Origin of the sequence: Defluviimonas sp. D31, from assembly GCF_033436765.1 — a bacterium.
Classification (GTDB): domain Bacteria; phylum Pseudomonadota; class Alphaproteobacteria; order Rhodobacterales; family Rhodobacteraceae; genus Albidovulum.
Genome location: NZ_JAWQFN010000004.1, coordinates 411,557 through 427,129, shown reverse-complemented (window position 1 = coordinate 427,129; position 15,573 = coordinate 411,557). Strand labels below are relative to the sequence as shown.

29 protein-coding genes are annotated in these 15,573 nt (G+C 63.7%); all 29 read left to right on the top strand.

What is annotated here, in order from left to right; all coding sequences use genetic code 11:
- Positions 1-103 (top strand): hypothetical protein (locus tag R5H32_RS10610; protein ID WP_256481230.1); only part of this gene is annotated, 103 nt, incomplete at its 5' end.
- A 75-nt stretch (positions 104-178) separates the two neighbouring features.
- Complete coding sequence (rpsJ, locus tag R5H32_RS10605; protein ID WP_036639457.1) at positions 179-487, top strand: 30S ribosomal protein S10; 309 nt, start codon at positions 179-181, stop codon at positions 485-487.
- 14 nt (positions 488-501) lie between these two features.
- Positions 502-1,386: a 50S ribosomal protein L3 gene (gene rplC, locus R5H32_RS10600; RefSeq protein WP_318338641.1), complete on the top strand. Its 885-nt coding sequence runs from the start codon at positions 502-504 to the stop codon at positions 1,384-1,386.
- A complete protein-coding gene (gene rplD, locus R5H32_RS10595) occupies positions 1,383-2,003 on the top strand; it encodes a 50S ribosomal protein L4 (RefSeq protein WP_318338640.1) in 621 nt (206 codons plus the stop codon). The genes rplC and rplD overlap by 4 nt, the downstream gene beginning before the upstream one ends.
- Positions 2,000-2,296: a 50S ribosomal protein L23 gene (locus tag R5H32_RS10590; RefSeq protein WP_263335738.1), complete on the top strand. Its 297-nt coding sequence runs from the start codon at positions 2,000-2,002 to the stop codon at positions 2,294-2,296. Before rplD ends, R5H32_RS10590 begins: the two co-directional genes overlap by 4 nt.
- A 119-nt stretch (positions 2,297-2,415) precedes the next feature.
- The gene (gene rplB / locus R5H32_RS10585; RefSeq protein WP_318338639.1) at positions 2,416-3,252 is read left to right on the top strand and encodes a 50S ribosomal protein L2; all 837 of its coding nucleotides are present in this window, start codon (positions 2,416-2,418) and stop codon (positions 3,250-3,252) included.
- A 3-nt stretch (positions 3,253-3,255) separates the two neighbouring features.
- Entirely contained in the window at positions 3,256-3,534 is a 279-nt protein-coding gene (gene rpsS / locus R5H32_RS10580; protein ID WP_318338638.1) for a 30S ribosomal protein S19, read from the top strand.
- A gap of 3 nt (positions 3,535-3,537) precedes the next feature.
- Entirely contained in the window at positions 3,538-3,918 is a 381-nt protein-coding gene (gene rplV / locus R5H32_RS10575) for a 50S ribosomal protein L22 (RefSeq protein WP_263335727.1), read from the top strand.
- Complete coding sequence (gene rpsC / locus R5H32_RS10570) at positions 3,918-4,628, top strand: 30S ribosomal protein S3 (protein WP_263335725.1); 711 nt, start codon at positions 3,918-3,920, stop codon at positions 4,626-4,628. Before rplV ends, rpsC begins: the two co-directional genes overlap by 1 nt.
- A gap of 12 nt (positions 4,629-4,640) precedes the next feature.
- The gene (gene rplP / locus R5H32_RS10565; protein ID WP_263335723.1) at positions 4,641-5,054 is read left to right on the top strand and encodes a 50S ribosomal protein L16; all 414 of its coding nucleotides are present in this window, start codon (positions 4,641-4,643) and stop codon (positions 5,052-5,054) included.
- A gap of 576 nt (positions 5,055-5,630) precedes the next feature.
- Positions 5,631-5,834 (top strand): 50S ribosomal protein L29, encoded by a 204-nt coding sequence (rpmC, locus tag R5H32_RS10560; protein ID WP_263335720.1) that lies wholly within the window; start codon positions 5,631-5,633, stop codon positions 5,832-5,834.
- Positions 5,835-5,845: 11 nt separating this feature from the next.
- Positions 5,846-6,079, top strand: a complete 234-nt coding sequence (gene rpsQ, locus R5H32_RS10555) for a 30S ribosomal protein S17 (RefSeq protein WP_318338637.1) — start codon at positions 5,846-5,848, stop codon at positions 6,077-6,079.
- Between the two features lie 83 nt (positions 6,080-6,162).
- Complete coding sequence (rplN, locus tag R5H32_RS10550) at positions 6,163-6,531, top strand: 50S ribosomal protein L14 (RefSeq protein ID WP_035714274.1); 369 nt, start codon at positions 6,163-6,165, stop codon at positions 6,529-6,531.
- The gene (rplX, locus tag R5H32_RS10545) at positions 6,531-6,836 is read left to right on the top strand and encodes a 50S ribosomal protein L24 (protein ID WP_318338636.1); all 306 of its coding nucleotides are present in this window, start codon (positions 6,531-6,533) and stop codon (positions 6,834-6,836) included. Before rplN ends, rplX begins: the two co-directional genes overlap by 1 nt.
- The gene (gene rplE / locus R5H32_RS10540) at positions 6,836-7,396 is read left to right on the top strand and encodes a 50S ribosomal protein L5 (RefSeq protein ID WP_318338635.1); all 561 of its coding nucleotides are present in this window, start codon (positions 6,836-6,838) and stop codon (positions 7,394-7,396) included. The genes rplX and rplE overlap by 1 nt, the downstream gene beginning before the upstream one ends.
- Before the next feature lie 18 nt (positions 7,397-7,414).
- A complete protein-coding gene (gene rpsN / locus R5H32_RS10535; RefSeq protein ID WP_318338634.1) occupies positions 7,415-7,720 on the top strand; it encodes a 30S ribosomal protein S14 in 306 nt (101 codons plus the stop codon).
- 12 nt (positions 7,721-7,732) lie between these two features.
- Entirely contained in the window at positions 7,733-8,131 is a 399-nt protein-coding gene (rpsH, locus tag R5H32_RS10530) for a 30S ribosomal protein S8 (protein ID WP_318338633.1), read from the top strand.
- A 10-nt stretch (positions 8,132-8,141) separates the two neighbouring features.
- Positions 8,142-8,675, top strand: a complete 534-nt coding sequence (gene rplF / locus R5H32_RS10525) for a 50S ribosomal protein L6 (protein WP_318338632.1) — start codon at positions 8,142-8,144, stop codon at positions 8,673-8,675.
- A gap of 11 nt (positions 8,676-8,686) precedes the next feature.
- Positions 8,687-9,046, top strand: coding sequence for a 50S ribosomal protein L18 (gene rplR / locus R5H32_RS10520; RefSeq protein WP_263335704.1), 360 nt, complete (start codon positions 8,687-8,689; stop codon positions 9,044-9,046).
- Positions 9,047-9,169: 123 nt separating this feature from the next.
- Positions 9,170-9,727 carry a 30S ribosomal protein S5 gene (gene rpsE / locus R5H32_RS10515; protein WP_318338631.1) on the top strand — a complete coding sequence of 186 codons (558 nt, stop codon included), beginning with the start codon at positions 9,170-9,172 and terminating at the stop codon, positions 9,725-9,727.
- A 12-nt stretch (positions 9,728-9,739) separates the two neighbouring features.
- The gene (gene rpmD, locus R5H32_RS10510) at positions 9,740-9,931 is read left to right on the top strand and encodes a 50S ribosomal protein L30 (protein WP_263335700.1); all 192 of its coding nucleotides are present in this window, start codon (positions 9,740-9,742) and stop codon (positions 9,929-9,931) included.
- Between the two features lie 217 nt (positions 9,932-10,148).
- Entirely contained in the window at positions 10,149-10,631 is a 483-nt protein-coding gene (locus R5H32_RS10505; protein WP_318338630.1) for a GFA family protein, read from the top strand.
- Positions 10,632-10,857: 226 nt separating this feature from the next.
- Positions 10,858-11,007: a hypothetical protein gene (locus R5H32_RS10500; protein WP_318338629.1), complete on the top strand. Its 150-nt coding sequence runs from the start codon at positions 10,858-10,860 to the stop codon at positions 11,005-11,007.
- 204 nt (positions 11,008-11,211) lie between these two features.
- Positions 11,212-11,652, top strand: a complete 441-nt coding sequence (locus R5H32_RS10495; protein WP_318338628.1) for a GFA family protein — start codon at positions 11,212-11,214, stop codon at positions 11,650-11,652.
- Positions 11,653-11,871: 219 nt separating this feature from the next.
- Complete coding sequence (gene rplO / locus R5H32_RS10490; protein WP_318338627.1) at positions 11,872-12,345, top strand: 50S ribosomal protein L15; 474 nt, start codon at positions 11,872-11,874, stop codon at positions 12,343-12,345.
- Between the two features lie 102 nt (positions 12,346-12,447).
- Complete coding sequence (secY, locus tag R5H32_RS10485) at positions 12,448-13,809, top strand: preprotein translocase subunit SecY (RefSeq protein ID WP_318338626.1); 1,362 nt, start codon at positions 12,448-12,450, stop codon at positions 13,807-13,809.
- 104 nt (positions 13,810-13,913) lie between these two features.
- Complete coding sequence (locus R5H32_RS10480) at positions 13,914-14,561, top strand: adenylate kinase (protein WP_318338625.1); 648 nt, start codon at positions 13,914-13,916, stop codon at positions 14,559-14,561.
- A gap of 190 nt (positions 14,562-14,751) precedes the next feature.
- Positions 14,752-15,120: a 30S ribosomal protein S13 gene (rpsM, locus tag R5H32_RS10475; protein ID WP_318338624.1), complete on the top strand. Its 369-nt coding sequence runs from the start codon at positions 14,752-14,754 to the stop codon at positions 15,118-15,120.
- Positions 15,121-15,135: 15 nt separating this feature from the next.
- Complete coding sequence (rpsK, locus tag R5H32_RS10470) at positions 15,136-15,525, top strand: 30S ribosomal protein S11 (RefSeq protein ID WP_318338623.1); 390 nt, start codon at positions 15,136-15,138, stop codon at positions 15,523-15,525.
- Positions 15,526-15,573 lie beyond the last annotated feature (48 nt).

Here is a 15,573-nt window from a genome sequence, read left to right as displayed (position 1 = left end):
CGAGCTGATCGCCCCGATCGCGATGGAAGAGAAGCTCCGCTTCGCCATCCGCGAGGGCGGCCGCACCGTCGGCGCCGGCGTCGTCTCGAAGATCATCAAGTAAGACCCTGGTTCGACGCAGGCCGGGCATGAGGCCCGGTCTGCCTCTCAATCAGTAGCCCCCGCAAGAGGCAAGACAATGACTGGTCAAAATATCCGCATCAGGCTCAAGGCCTTCGATTACCGCGTGCTGGACGCCAGCACCCAGGAAATCGTCAACACGGCCAAGCGCACCGGTGCCCAGGTCCGCGGACCGATTCCGCTGCCGAACAAGATCGAGAAATTCACGGTTCTCCGTGGTCCGCACATCGACAAGAAGTCGCGCGACCAGTGGGAGATCCGCACGCACAAGCGGCTTCTCGACATCGTCGATCCGACCCCGCAGACCGTGGACGCGCTGATGAAGCTCGACCTCGCTGCCGGCGTCGACGTCGAAATCAAGGTCTGAGGGGGGCACCGACCATGTTGCGCTCTGGAGTGATCGCAAAGAAGCTGGGCATGACCCGGCTCTTCCTCGAGGACGGCCGCCAGGTTCCGGTCACCGTTCTCCAACTCGACAACCTGCAGGTCGTGGCGCAGCGCACGGCCGAAAAGGATGGCTATTCGGCCGTCCAGCTCGGTGCCGGCACCGCCAAGGCCAAGCGCACCACGGCCGCGATGCGGGGCCACTTCGCCAAGGCGAGGGTGGAACCGAAGCGCAAGGTCGCGGAGTTCCGGGTGTCGCCCGAAAACCTGATCGAAGTGGGCGAGGAAATCACCGCCGACCATTATTTCGAGGGTCAGTTCGTCGACATCGCCGGCACCTCGATCGGTAAGGGCTTCGCCGGTGCGATGAAGCGTCACAACTTCGGCGGTCTGCGCGCCTCGCACGGCGTGTCGATCTCGCACCGCTCGCACGGCTCCACCGGTCAGTGCCAGGACCCCGGCAAGGTGTTCAAGGGCAAGAAGATGGCCGGCCATCTCGGCGCCGTTCGCGTGACCACGCAGAACCTGCAGGTCGTGCGCACCGACAGCGACCGTGGCCTGATCATGGTCAAAGGCTCGGTTCCGGGCTCGAAAGGTGGCTGGGTTACGATCAAGGACGCGGTGAAGAAGCCGCTGCCCGAGAACGTCATCCTGCCCGCCGCACTGCGCTCCGCCGCCGACGCTGCCCGCAAGGCCGCTGAAGAGGCCGCTGCCGCCGCTGCCGCCGAGGAAGAAGCCGCGCGTCTCGCCGCGGCCGAAGCCGAAGCCGCCGCACAGGAAGCCGCGCTGAAGGCCGCCGAAGAGGCGATCAAGGCCGAGAAGGCCGGCGACGCCGAGTCGAGCGACACCCCGGATGCCGCGCCCGAAGGAGAGAAAGAATGAAACTCGATGTGATCAAGCTCGACGCCGGCAAGGCTGGCTCGATCGATCTCTCCGACGAGATCTTCGGGCTCGAGCCGCGCGCCGACATCCTGCACCGCGTCGTGCGCTGGCAGCGCGCGAAGGCGCAAGCCGGGACCCACTCGGTCCTCGGCAAGTCGGATGTGTCGTACTCGACCAAGAAGATCTACCGCCAGAAGGGCACCGGCGGCGCTCGCCACGGTTCCCGCAAGGCGCCGACCTTCCGTCACGGCGGCACCTACAAGGGCCCGACCCCGCGCAGCCACGCCCATGACCTCCCGAAGAAGTTCCGGGCGCTCGGTCTGAAGCACGCGCTGTCGGCGAAGGCCGGGGCTGGCCAGCTCATCATCCTCGACTCGCTCGACATGAAGGAAGCCAAGACCGCAGTCCTCGCCAAGGCGGCGAAGGAACTCGGCTGGAAGCGCGTCCTGATCATCGACGGCGCCGAGGTGGATGCGAACTTCGCCCGCGCCGCCGCGAACATCCAGGGCATCGATGTGCTGCCCTCGATGGGCGCCAATGTCTATGACATCCTCAAGCGTGACACGCTCGTGCTCACGAAGGCGGGTGTCGAAGCTCTGGAGGCTCGCCTGAAATGAGCGCGAAAGCTGAACACTACGACGTGATCGTGAAGCCGCTGATCACCGAAAAGGCGACCATGGCCTCCGAGGCCGGCGCGGTCGTCTTCCAGGTGGCCAAGGATGCGACCAAGCCGCAGATCAAGGAAGCGGTCGAAGCGGTCTTCGGCGTGAAGGTGAAGGCGGTCAACACCACCGTCACCAAGGGCAAGACCAAGCGGTTCCGCGGCCAGCCCGGCGTGCGGAGCGACGTGAAGAAGGCCTATGTGACCCTCGAAGAGGGGAACACTATCGACGTCTCTTCGGGGCTCTGATAGAAGGCGCCGAATCTCGCGGCCCCGGGTTCCGGGGCCGCTCGAGTTTCTAAACCGGGGACCTTCGGGGCCCTACACCCAACGGACCGACAGGTCCAAAGCTACGGAAGACAGAGAGCATGGCACTCAAGTCGTATAAACCGACGACGCCGGGCCAGCGTGGGCTGGTTCTGATCGACCGTTCGGAGCTTTGGAAAGGTCGCCCGGTCAAGGCCCTCACCGAGGGTCTGACCAAGACGGGCGGCCGGAACAACACCGGACGTGTCACCTCATGGCACAAGGGCGGCGGCGCGAAGCGCCTCTACCGCATCGTTGATTTCAAGCGTCGCAAGTTCGACGTCCCGGCGACCGTGGAACGGATCGAATACGACCCGAACCGCACCGCCTTCATCGCGCTGGTCCGCTACCAGGACGGCGAGCAGGCCTACATCCTCGCCCCCCAGCGCCTGGCTGTGGGCGACCAGGTCATCGCCGGCGCCAAGACCGACGTAAAGCCCGGTAACGCGATGCCGTTCTCCGGCATGCCGATCGGAACGATCGTCCACAACGTCGAGATGAAGCCCGGCAAGGGCGGCCAGATCGCGCGCGCCGCGGGCACCTATGCCCAGTTCGTCGGCCGTGACGGCGGCTACGCCCAGATCCGCCTCTCCTCGGGCGAATTGCGCATGGTCCGCCAGGAATGCATGGCGACCGTCGGCGCGGTGTCGAACGCCGACCACTCGAACCAGAACCTCGGGAAAGCCGGCCGCAAGCGGCACATGGGCATCCGCCCGACCGTCCGCGGCGTCGCGATGAACCCGATCGACCACCCGCACGGCGGCGGTGAAGGCCGGACCTCCGGTGGCCGTCACCCGGTTACCCCGTGGGGCAAGGGCACCAAGGGCAACCGCACCCGGTCGAACAAGAAGACGGACAAGTACATCGTCCGGTCGCGCCACACGAAGAAAGGGCGTTAATCCATGGCTCGTTCTATCTGGAAAGGCCCCTTCGTCGATTCCTACCTTCTGAAGAAGGCGGAAAAGGCGCAAGCCTCGGGCAAGTCGGAAGTGATCAAGATCTGGTCGCGCCGCTCCACCATCCTGCCGCAGTTCGTCGGCCTCACCTTCGGGGTCTACAACGGTCACAAGCACATCCCGGTCAACGTGACCGAGGAGATGATCGGCCAGAAGTTCGGTGAATACTCGCCGACGCGGACCTACTACGGTCACGCCGCCGACAAGAAAGCCAAGAGGAAGTAAGCCATGAGCAAGGAAAAGAATCCGCGCCGCGTGGCCGACAACGAAGCGATGGCCAAGTCCAAGATGCTTCGCACCTCGCCGCAGAAGCTGAACCTCGTCGCCGCGATGATCCGCGGCAAGAAGGTCGAGAAGGCGCTCGCCGACCTGACCTTCTCCAAGAAGCGGATCGCCGAGGACGTGCGCAAGTGCCTGCAGTCGGCAATCGCGAACGCCGAGAACAACCACGGGCTCGACGTCGACGGTCTCGTCGTCGCCGAAGCCTATGTCGGCAAGAACATCACCCTCAAGCGCGGCCGCCCGCGTGCCCGGGGTCGGTTCGGCAAGATCATGAAACCGTTCAGCGAGCTGACCATCAAGGTGCGGCAAGTCGAGGAGCAAGCGTAATGGGTCAGAAGGTCAATCCGATTGGCATGCGCCTCCAGGTCAACCGCACCTGGGACAGCCGCTGGTACGCCGACAAGAAAGACTACGGCAACCTGCTTCTTGAAGACCTCAAGATGCGCGACTTCATCCATGCGGAGTGCAAGCAGGCCGGCGTCTCGAAGGTCATCATCGAGCGTCCGCACAAGAAGTGCCGCGTCACGATCCATACCGCCCGTCCCGGTGTCATCATCGGCAAGAAGGGCGCGGACATCGAGACGCTGCGCAAGAAGCTGGCGAACTTCACCGACAGCGAGCTGCACCTCAACATCGTCGAGGTCCGCAAGCCGGAACTGGACGCCATGCTGGTGGCCGAGTCGATCGCCCAGCAGCTCGAGCGCCGGGTCTCGTTCCGCCGCGCGATGAAGCGTGGCGTGCAGAACTCGATGCGCATGGGCGCGCTCGGGATCCGCGTGAACGTCGCCGGCCGTCTCGGCGGCGCCGAGATCGCCCGGACCGAATGGTACCGCGAGGGTCGCGTTCCGCTGCACACGCTGCGCGCCGACATCGACTATGCTCTGGCCGAAGCGACGACCCCCTACGGGATCATCGGCGTGAAGGTCTGGATCTTCAAAGGCGAGATCATGGAGCATGACCCCCAGGCCCACGACCGCAAGGCGGGAGAGGCCCAGGAAGGCCCGGCTCCGCGCGGCCCGCGCCGCGACGCCCGGTAAGGAGTAGAAAAGATGCTGCAACCGAAACGGACAAAGTTCCGCAAACAGCACAAGGGCCGGATCCACGGCGAAGCCAAGGGCGGTTTTGAACTGAACTTCGGCGGCTTCGGCCTCAAGGCAACCGAGCCCGAGCGCATCACCGCGCGGCAGATCGAAGCGGCCCGCCGCGCGATCACCCGCCACATGAAGCGTCAGGGCCGGGTCTGGATCCGCGTCTTCCCGGACACCCCGGTTTCGTCGAAGCCGACGGAAGTCCGGATGGGTAAGGGCAAGGGCTCCGTCGATTTCTGGGCGGCCAAGGTCAAGCCGGGCCGGATCATGTTCGAGATCGACGGCGTGAACGAGACCATCGCCCGCGAGGCGCTCCGCCTCGGCTCGATGAAGCTCCCGGTCAAGACCCGCGTCGTCGTGCGCGAAGACTGGTAAGACCGAAAGTCTTAGAATGAACGAATAGGGCGGGGTTCACCCCGCCCTATTGTTTTTGCACTAGCCTTCGCTGAATATTCTCCGGGTTCTCTCGGAGAGGCTATTCTAGAGCAATGTGTGCTTTGACCTGAGTGCGGCGACATACCGGCTTTCTGCTCCTTCAGCATCCCGATGATCTGCTCTTCGCTGAACCTTGATCGCTTCATTGTCTGTCTCCTGGTTGGAGCGCAGTCTACCTCAAACTGGAGGAGGAAACGGGTCTAAAGTGAGAGGCGTTGCACGGGGGGAGTCACGTCGGACACCCCGATGCACCCAAACTAATTGTTGGCTATCTTCGCAAGGAACGGAATCTGACCGTAGAACAGGGCAAATACGCAAGACTTTGCATGGAGAGGCGCGCGTTATAGCTGTCGCGCAGCGCCGCTCAAACTTTCCCTTGCCCCTCGCCGTCCCCTCCCTTATAGGAACGCATCCTGCGATTCCGGGCGTCCGGATTCGTGGGTCCATCATTGACTCCACCGGGCCTCAGGTCACCCGCAAGGGCCTTCCGGTGATGTTGAAAGGAAGATCGGCGAAATGAACGCCCAGGAACTGAACGCGAAGACGCCCGACCAGCTCCGTGACGAGCTTGTCGCGCTCAAGAAGGAGGCCTTCAACCTCCGCTTCCAGCAGGCCACCGGCCAGCTCGAAAACACCGCCCGCATGCGCGCCGTCCGCCGCGACGTCGCCCGCATCAAGACGGTCCTGAACCAGAAAGCCGCTGAAGCGGCGGCGAACTGAGGAAACGAGACATGCCCAAACGTATCCTGCAAGGCACCGTGACCTCGGACAAGAACGAGCAGACGATCACCGTCCTCGTCGAGCGTCGCTTCAAGCACCCGCTGCTGCACAAGACCGTGCGGAAGTCGAAGAAATACCGCGCCCATGACGCGCTGAACCAGTTCAAGGTTGGTGACACTGTTCGTATCGAAGAGTGCGCGCCGATCTCGAAGACCAAGCGTTGGACGGTCGTGACGGAGGCCTGAGGCCTAACCCCACGTCCTCCTTCTGAACGAAACCCTGGGGGTCCGGACGACCGGAGCAAACCCCAAAGGTCGGGAGAAACCAAATGATCCAGATGCAGACCAATCTGGATGTCGCTGACAACTCCGGCGCGCGCCGGGTTCAGTGCATCAAGGTCCTGGGTGGTTCCCACCGCCGCTACGCCAGCGTCGGCGACATCATCGTGGTGTCGGTCAAGGAAGCCATCCCGCGCGGCCGCGTGAAGAAAGGTGACGTCCGCAAGGCCGTCGTCGTGCGCACCGCCAAGGAAGTCCGTCGCGAAGACGGCACGTCGATCCGCTTCGACCGCAACGCCGCCGTCATCCTGAACAACCAGGGCGAACCGGTCGGCACCCGTATCTTCGGGCCGGTCGTGCGCGAGCTGCGCGCCAAGAACTTCATGAAGATCATCTCGCTGGCTCCGGAGGTGCTCTGATGGCTGCGAAACTCAAAAAAGGCGACACCGTCGTCGTCCTTGCCGGCAAGGACAAGGGCAAGCAGGGCGAAATCCAGTCCGTTGACCCCAAGGCCAACAAGGCCGTGGTCGAGGGCATCAACATCGCCATCCGCCACCAGCGCCAGACCCAGCAGAGCCAGGGCGGCCGCCAGCCGAAGGCGATGCCGGTCGACCTGTCGAACCTTTCGCTGATGGACAAGAACGGCAAAGCGACCCGCGTCGGCTTCCGCATGGAAGGCGACAAGAAGGTCCGTTTCGCCAAGACCACGGGGGACGTGATCTGATGCTCGACGCAGCCAACTACACCCCGCGCCTCAAGGCCGCCTACAAGGACCAGTTCCGTGCCGCTCTGAAGGAGGAATTCTCCTACAAGAACGACATGCAGATCCCGCGGCTCGACAAGATCGTCCTGAACATGGGCGTCGGCGAGGCCGTGAAGGACACCAAGAAGGTCAAGGGCGCGGCCGACGAGCTCTCGCTCATCGCCGGCCAGAAGGCCGTCATCACCAAGGCCAAGAAGTCGATCGCCGGCTTCCGCGTCCGTGAAGAGATGCCGCTCGGCGTCAAGGTCACGCTGCGCGGCGACCGGATGTACGAATTCCTCGACCGCCTGATCACGATCGCGCTGCCGCGCGTCCGCGACTTCCGCGGCGTCAAGGGCAGCTCGTTCGATGGCCGTGGCAACTACGCGATGGGCCTGAAGGAGCACATCGTGTTCCCCGAGATCGACTTCGACAAGGTCGACGAGGTTCTCGGCATGGACATCATCATCTGCACCACCGCGAAGACTGACGCGGAAGCGAAGGCGCTGTTGAAGCAATTCAACATGCCCTTCACCAGCTGATCGCGGAGGAACGACGATATGGCGAAGAAATCCATGGTGAACCGTGAAGTGAAGCGCGCCAAGCTCGTGCAGCAGTATGCTGACCGGCGCGCCGCACTGAAGGCGATCATCGAAGACCAGTCGAAGCCGATGGAAGAGCGCTTCAAGGCCTCGATGAAACTGGCGAAGCTGCCGCGCAACTCCTCGGCCACGCGGATCCACAACCGCTGCCAGCTGACGGGCCGTCCGCACGCCTATTACCGCAAACTCAAGCTCAGCCGCATCATGCTGCGCGATCTCGCCTCGATGGGCCAGATCCCGGGCATGGTGAAGTCGAGCTGGTAAGGAGGTCAGATCATGATGATGAACGATCCTCTCGGCGATATGCTGACCCGCATCCGCAACGCGCAGCTGCGCGGCAAGTCCACCGTCCGCTCGCCGGCCTCCAAGCTTCGCGCCTGGGTTCTCGACGTGCTCAAGGACGAGGGCTATATCCGCGGCTATGAGAAGGTGACGGCGGCCAATGGCATGCCGGAGCTGGAAATCAGCCTCAAGTATTTCGAAGGCACGCCGGTGATCCGCGAGATCAAGCGCGTCTCGAAGCCGGGCCGCCGGGTCTATGCCGGCGTCAAGGACATCCCGTCGGTCCGTCAGGGCCTGGGTGTCTCCATCGTCTCCACGCCGAAAGGCGTGATGTCGGATGCAGCCGCACGGAGCGCCAATATTGGCGGCGAAGTGCTCTGCACCGTGTTCTGAGGAGGGTTCGATGTCTCGTATCGGCAAGAAACCCGTATCCATCCCCGCCGGCGTCACCGCGACGGTGTCGGGCCAGCAGGTGGACGTGAAGGGCCCGAAGGGCACGCTTTCGTTCACCGCGACCGACGACGTCACGATCACGCTCGAAGGCAGCGAAATCTCGGTGAAGCCGCGTGGCACCTCGAAGCGGGCGCGCCAGCAGTGGGGCATGTCGCGCTCCATGGTGGCGAACCTCGTCGAGGGCGTCTCGAAGGGCTTCAAGAAGGAACTCGAGATCAACGGCGTCGGCTACCGGGCCGCGATGCAGGGCAATGTCCTGAAACTGTCGCTCGGCTACAGCCACGAAGTGAACTTCGAGGTCCCGAAGGGCGTCACCGTGACGACCCCGAAGCAGACCGAGATCGTCGTCGAGGGGATCGACCCGCAGCTCGTCGGCCAGGTCGCGGCCAATATTCGCGAATGGCGTGCTCCCGAGCCCTACAAGGGCAAGGGCATCAAGTACAAGGACGAGTTCATCTTCCGTAAGGAAGGCAAGAAGAAGTAAGGAACGCAGAGATGGCAAACAGCAAACGGGAACTGTTCCTCAAGCGCCGCCTGCGCGTCCGGAACAAGCTTCGCAAGATGGCCGATGGGCGCGCGCGCCTCTCGGTTCATCGCTCCTCCAAGAACATCAGCGTTCAGCTGATCGACGACGTCAACGGCGTGACGCTCGCCTCGGCATCCAGCCTCGAGAAGGATCTGGGTGTCGTCGGCAAGAACAACGTCGAAGCGGCGAAGAAGATCGGCGCGGCGATTGCCGAACGTGCGAAGAAGGCCGGCGTCGAAGCCTGCTACTTCGATCGTGGCGGCTTCCTGTTCCACGGGAAGATCAAGGCGCTCGCCGACGCGGCCCGCGAAGGCGGCCTGAAGTTCTGATGATGCGGGTGGCGCCTTCCGTTACGGGCGCGCCACCCCGATGATCCGGGCCCAGGACCTGATCCTGGACACCAGGATTGGCACAAGCGGCGCGTGAGCGCGCCACCACGGAAGGAATGCCTCATGGCAGAAAGAGAACAGCGCCGGGACCGCCGCGAACGCGAGGAAACCCCTGAATTCGCCGATCGCCTCGTCGCGATCAACCGCGTGTCCAAGACCGTGAAGGGCGGCAAGCGCTTCGGGTTCGCAGCACTCGTGGTGGTCGGAGACCAGCGCGGCCGCGTCGGCTTCGGCAAGGGCAAGGCCAAGGAAGTGCCGGAAGCGATCCGTAAGGCGACCGAGCAGGCGAAGCGCTCGCTGATCCGCGTGCCGCTGCGCGACGGCCGCACGCTCCACCACGACACCGAGGGCCGCCACGGCGCCGGCAAGGTTGTGATGCGAACGGCTCCGGCCGGTACCGGGATCATCGCCGGCGGCCCGATGCGCGCCGTGTTCGAGATGCTGGGCGTCGCGGATGTCGTCGCCAAGTCGCTCGGTTCGCAGAACCCCTACAACATGATCCGCGCCACGATTGACGGCCTGAAGCAGGAAGCCAGCCCCCGTATGGTCGCGCAGCGTCGCGGCAAGAAGGTCGGCGACATCCTGAAGAAGCCGGAAGCCGCCGAAGCGGCCGAAGCGTAAGGAGACCGGACCATGGCCAAGAAAACCATCGTCGTGAAGCAGATCGCCTCGCCCGCCCGCCGTCCCGCCGTCCAGGCCGCGACGCTCAAAGGGCTCGGCCTTGGCAAGATCAACCGCACCCGCGAGCTCGAGGACACGCCCTCGGTGCGCGGCATGGTCAACAAGATCCCGCATCTCGTGACCATCGTCGAAGAGCGCGGCTGACCTCTCGAAATCCTCGGCAGAGGATCGAAACGCCCCGGGAAACCGGGGCGTTTTTTGTTGGTTGTCACTTGGAGGAATATAGGCTGAGGCCCGACCGGCCCCTTGAAAACGGCACGCACGCCGAAAAACCGCGCGCCTGACGTCCACCGAAGCAGAACCCGGGGTTCGGATTATCGGGTAAGATCGGCGGCATCATCGGCACGGGAGGGAAATCGCCATGGCGTCGACGCCACCATTCGCCGGCGGCTGCCTTTGCGGCGCCATACGGTATGAAATCAGCGCCCCACCATACGATCCGCACTATTGCCACTGCCGTTCATGTCAGAAAGCCGCCGGCGCGCCGGCAATTGCGGGCGCCTTTGTTGCCAGAACCGAGTTCCGGATCATCCGCGGCAAGCCACGGTACTTTCGGTCGTCGGCCGTGGCGGAGCGAGGATTCTGCAAGGATTGCGGCACATATCTCATTTACCGACCGCTTGTCGCGGAATGGTCGAACTGGATGATCATCACGATTGCATGCCTCGATCGTCCGGAGGAGCTTCCCCCCAGGCGACACTATGGAAGCGAGAGCCGGATTCCGTGGTTCGACCCTCAGGGCGAGCTTCCGAATGAGAGGTACGAAGATAACTTTATTGACATTCTTTCAGGCGGAAGCCTTGACGAACGGAAGGCGATCCTGGAGCGCTTCGGCACTCCGTAAGCCGGGCTTATCCGCGGACCAACACACATGTCCCGCATCAGTGCGATCCCACGACACCATCTGCGACACGCTGAACCCACACCGCCAGGGCTTCCGATTGAGCCAATTTGTTTGGCGACGTGCATTGCACCGGACGCAATGCGGCCCTTCGGGATTGTCTGTAGCCGTGTCGGCGTCGGCGGCCTATTCATGCCGCTAACGCAAACAGGCCACAGAAAGTACTCGCATGCTTACCCTTACCCAAACGCCCGGGCTGATCGCGGACACGCTCCGCCTCGTCCGGGAAACGCTCAGCCGCCTCAGTGCGGTTACGCTTGCCGAGCCGGCCCCGTACTGGACCGACTACCTGCGCGAAGACCAGAAGCGCGACCGCTGAGCTGCCCGTCCGGCGCAGGAGAAACACGCCCCGGCTCGTCCGGGGCGTTTCCGTTCGGGGCGGCGAGGGACGGCACCCGATGATTTTCCTGAAGGATTTCTCGTAAACCCCGGTGCTGTGCTAGACTTGCGCCCTTCTACGGTGCACCGTTCCGGTGGTTGCGGAGCATATCCGTCACACCAGAGCGATTCTCAGGGGGGAACCATGTCTCAACATTACTCCGGCGGCTGTGAACATCATCCCGTGCGTGTTTCGGCCGAGCCGATCGACAATCACGAATGCCATTGCAACGTCTGCAAGAAGGTCACCGGCCAGCACACGACCCACGTGGCGTTCTTCAACCACGGCGACATCAAGACCGACAACGAGGCGGCGATGAAGCGCGTGCCGTTCAATGCCGACAACCCGAACGGCCCCCTCGAGATTTGCCTTTGCGAGAAGTGCAACGCCGTGCTGATGCTCGACGACAAGCAAAAGCGCATCCGCGTCGCAGTGCCGAACGTGATGGGCTACGACGACGCGAAGTTCCCGAAGGCGACGTATCACGCGTTCTGGGACGAGTCGAAGGGCTACGCGAAGCCCGATGACGGTCGCCCGGTCTACGAGGGCCTGCGCCCGGAATTCGTCTGGCCGAAGGGCGCGTGAGCGTAACGACCCGGAATTGTTGACTTCTAAGGCGCCGCGTGGTCATCGGACCCGCGGCGCCGTGGCTTGCGGGGGCCCGTCCTGCGTCCAGCGCTTGCATCGCGACCCCTTCCCGTCTATACGCCCCCGGTGGTCCATCAGGATCCGATTCACCAATCAAGAAATGCCGTGTGGCCCCATCCGTCGCTGGCGGGGCTTTTCCGGCCAAGGAGAAGCGACATGAAACTGAATGAACTCCGGGACAATCCCGGCGCCGCCAAGAAGGCCAAGCGCGTCGCACGCGGCCCAGGCTCGGGCAAGGGCAAGACCGCCGGTCGCGGTATCAAGGGTCAGAAGTCCCGTTCGGGCGTGGCCATCGGCGGCTATGAAGGCGGCCAGATGCCGCTTTACCGGCGCCTGCCGAAGCGCGGCTTCAACAAGCCGAACGCCAAGTCTTTCGCCGTGGTCAACCTCGGCCAGCTCCAGGCCTTCGTTGACGCGGGCAAGCTCGACGCCAAGGCCGAGATCACCGAGGACGTGCTGGTCGCTTCGGGCGTCGTGCGCCGCAAGCTCGACGGCGTCCGCGTGCTCGCCAAGGGCGAGATCAAGGCCAAACTGAAGCTCGCCGTCACCGGCGCCTCGAAGGCCGCGATCGAAGCGGTCGAGAAGGCCGGCGGTTCGCTTTCGGTCGCGACGGCGGCTGCGGCCGAATAAGGTGTTGTGGGCAGCCCGCGCGGCGCTTACATAGGCACGAGTTTTCCAAGCGCCGCCGACCGGAAAACGGTTCGGCGGCGCTCTCACATGAGAGAGACCGGAATGGCATCTGCTGCAGAGCAAATGGCGGCGAACCTGAGTTGGGGGGCCCTCGGCAAGGCCACCGACCTTCGCCAACGAATCTTCTTCACCATCGGACTGCTGATCGTCTACCGGCTCGGCACCTATATCCCGGTGCCCGGCATCGACGCCGTCGCGCTTCGGGAGTTCATGCAGAGCGCGGGCCAGGGCATTGGCGGCATGCTGCAGATGTTCACCGGCGGTGCGCTCGGGCGGATGGGGATCTTCGCGCTCGGCATCATGCCCTACATCTCGGCCTCGATCATCGTTCAGCTGCTGACCGCCATGGTGCCGGCGCTGGAGCAGTTGAAGAAGGAAGGCGAGCAGGGCCGCAAGAAGATCAACCAGTACACCCGGTACGGTACGGTCCTTCTTGCCACGTTCCAGGCCTTCGGACTCGCCAAGAGCATCGAGGCGGGCAACCTCGCCCACGATCCCGGTCTCTTCTTCCAGGCAGCCTGCGTCATCACGCTGGTCGGCGGCACCATGTTCCTTATGTGGCTCGGTGAGCAGATCACGGCCCGCGGCGTCGGCAACGGCATCTCGCTCATCATCTTCGTCGGCATCATTGCCGAGGTTCCGGGCGCGCTGGCCCAGTTCTTCGAGCAGGGCCGGATCGGCGCGATCTCGGCGCCCGCAATCATCGGGGTGATCCTGATGATCGTCGCGGTGATCGCCTTTGTGGTGTTCATGGAACGCGCGCTGAGAAAGATCCACATCCAGTATCCGCGCCGGCAGGTGGGCATGAAGATCTATGACGGGTCCTCCTCGCATCTGCCGATCAAGGTCAACCCGGCAGGCGTGATCCCGGCGATCTTCGCCTCGTCGCTCCTGCTCCTGCCGACCACGATCTCGACCTTCTCGGGTGAGCAGACCGGCCCGGTCATGTCGACGATCCTGGCCTATTTCGGCCCCGGCCAGCCGCTTTATCTGCTGTTCTTCACGGCGATGATCGTCTTCTTCGCCTATTTCTACACCGCCAACGTCTCGTTCAAATCCGACGACGTGGCCGAGAACCTGAAGAACCAAGGCGGCTTCATTCCCGGAATCCGTCCGGGCCAGAAGACGATCGACTACCTCGACTATGTGGTGGCGCGCATCCTCGTCGTCGGCTCGGCCTATCTCGCCGCGGTCTGCCTCATGCCCGAGGTCCTGCGCTCGCAGCTGGCGATCCCGTTCTATTTCGGCGGCACTTCGGTGCTGATCGTGGTCTCGGTCACGATGGACACGATCAACCAGATCCAGTCGCATCTCCTGGCCCACCAGTACGAGGGCCTGATCGAGAAGTCGCAGCTGCGCGGCAAGAAGCGGGGCGGCGCGAAGAAGGCGCCTGCGCGTCGCTAACATGCGCCCCGGCTCTTGCCGGGGCGTTCGGTATCCGATTGTATGCGGGCGGTGACTCGACGGCGGATTCGCTTTGAACCCCGCCCGCGACAAAAGGGGGACGCATGACGAATATCATCCTTCTCGGACCGCCGGGGGCGGGCAAGGGAACCCAGGCCCGCCGTCTGGTGGAGGAACGCGGACTGGTCCAGCTCTCGACCGGCGACATGCTGCGCGAGGCCAAGGACTCCGGTACCGAGATGGGCAAGATCGTCGCCGATGTCATGGCGCGCGGCGATCTCGTGACGGATGAGATCGTCATCGGCCTGATCGAGGAAAAGCTCGATGTCGCGAAGGCCGGCGGCTTCATCTTCGACGGTTTCCCGCGCACGCTGGCGCAGGCAGACGCACTGGGGGCGCTGCTGGCCCGCAAGAGCGAAACGCTCGACGCGGTGATCGAGATGCGGGTGGACGACGCGGCCCTCGTGGAGCGGATCTCCGGCCGTTTCACCTGTGGCGCCTGCGGCGAGGTCTATCACGACACCACCAAGCCGACGAAGGTCGAGGGGACGTGCGACGAATGCGGCTCGAACGACCTCAAGCGCCGCGCCGACGACAATGCCGAGAGCCTCAGGCAGCGCCTGATGGAATACTACAAGAAGACCTCGCCGCTCATCGGCTACTACTACCATGCCGGCGACCTTTCGACCGTCGACGGGCTGGCGGCGATCGAGGACGTGGCGAAATCCATCGCTGCCGTGCTGGATCGTTGACCGGTGCCTTGACCTCGGCGGGGAAACCCACTAGGTCACAGCGTCTCGTTTGAGAATCGCATTGATTTACCGGGTTTTGGCCCGACCGAATCAATCCGGATAAGAGCCGGCCCGATGGTGTCGCACCTTCGGGCCAGTGTTGTGAAAAAAGGTTCCGGCGCTACGGAACCGCAACGAAAGGAAAGAACGCGTGGCACGTATCGCTGGCGTCAACATCCCGACGGGGAAACGCGTCCCCATCGCCCTTCAGTACATCCACGGCATCGGCAACGACATCGCCCACAAGATCTGTGAGGCCGTCAACATCGAAGCCACCCGCCGTGTGAACGAGCTTTCGGACGCCGAAGTGCTCGCGATCCGCGAGCATATCGACGCCAACTACACGGTCGAGGGCGACCTCCGCCGCGAAGTCCAGATGAACGTCAAGCGTCTGATGGACCTCGGCTGCTACCGTGGCTTGCGTCACCGCCGCAACCTGCCGGTCCGCGGTCAGCGGACCCACACCAACGCCCGCACCCGCAAGGGCCCGGCAAAAGCCATTGCCGGCAAGAAGAAGTAAGGGGAGGGCAGAGACATGGCTCGTGACAAGACCCGCATGAAGAAAAAGGAACGCAAGAACATCGCCTCGGGCGTTGCTCATGTGAATTCCTCGTTCAATAACACCAAGATCCTGATTTCCGACGTCCAGGGCAACGCGATCGCGTGGTCCTCGGCTGGTACGATGGGCTTCAAGGGTTCGCGCAAGTCGACCCCCTATGCCGCCCAGATGGCCGCCGAAGACGCCGGCAAGAAGGCGCAGGAGCACGGCGTCAAGACCCTTGAGGTCGAGGTTCAGGGTCCCGGTTCGGGCCGTGAATCGGCGCTTCGCGCGCTCGCGGCTGTTGGCTTCAACATCACCTCGATCCGTGATGTGACGCCGATCGCGCACAACGGCTGCCGTCCGCCGAAGCGTCGCCGCGTCTGACAGGCTTTTTGCAGCCCGGGCCGCGCGACAAGCGCGGCCCGGGTCGCG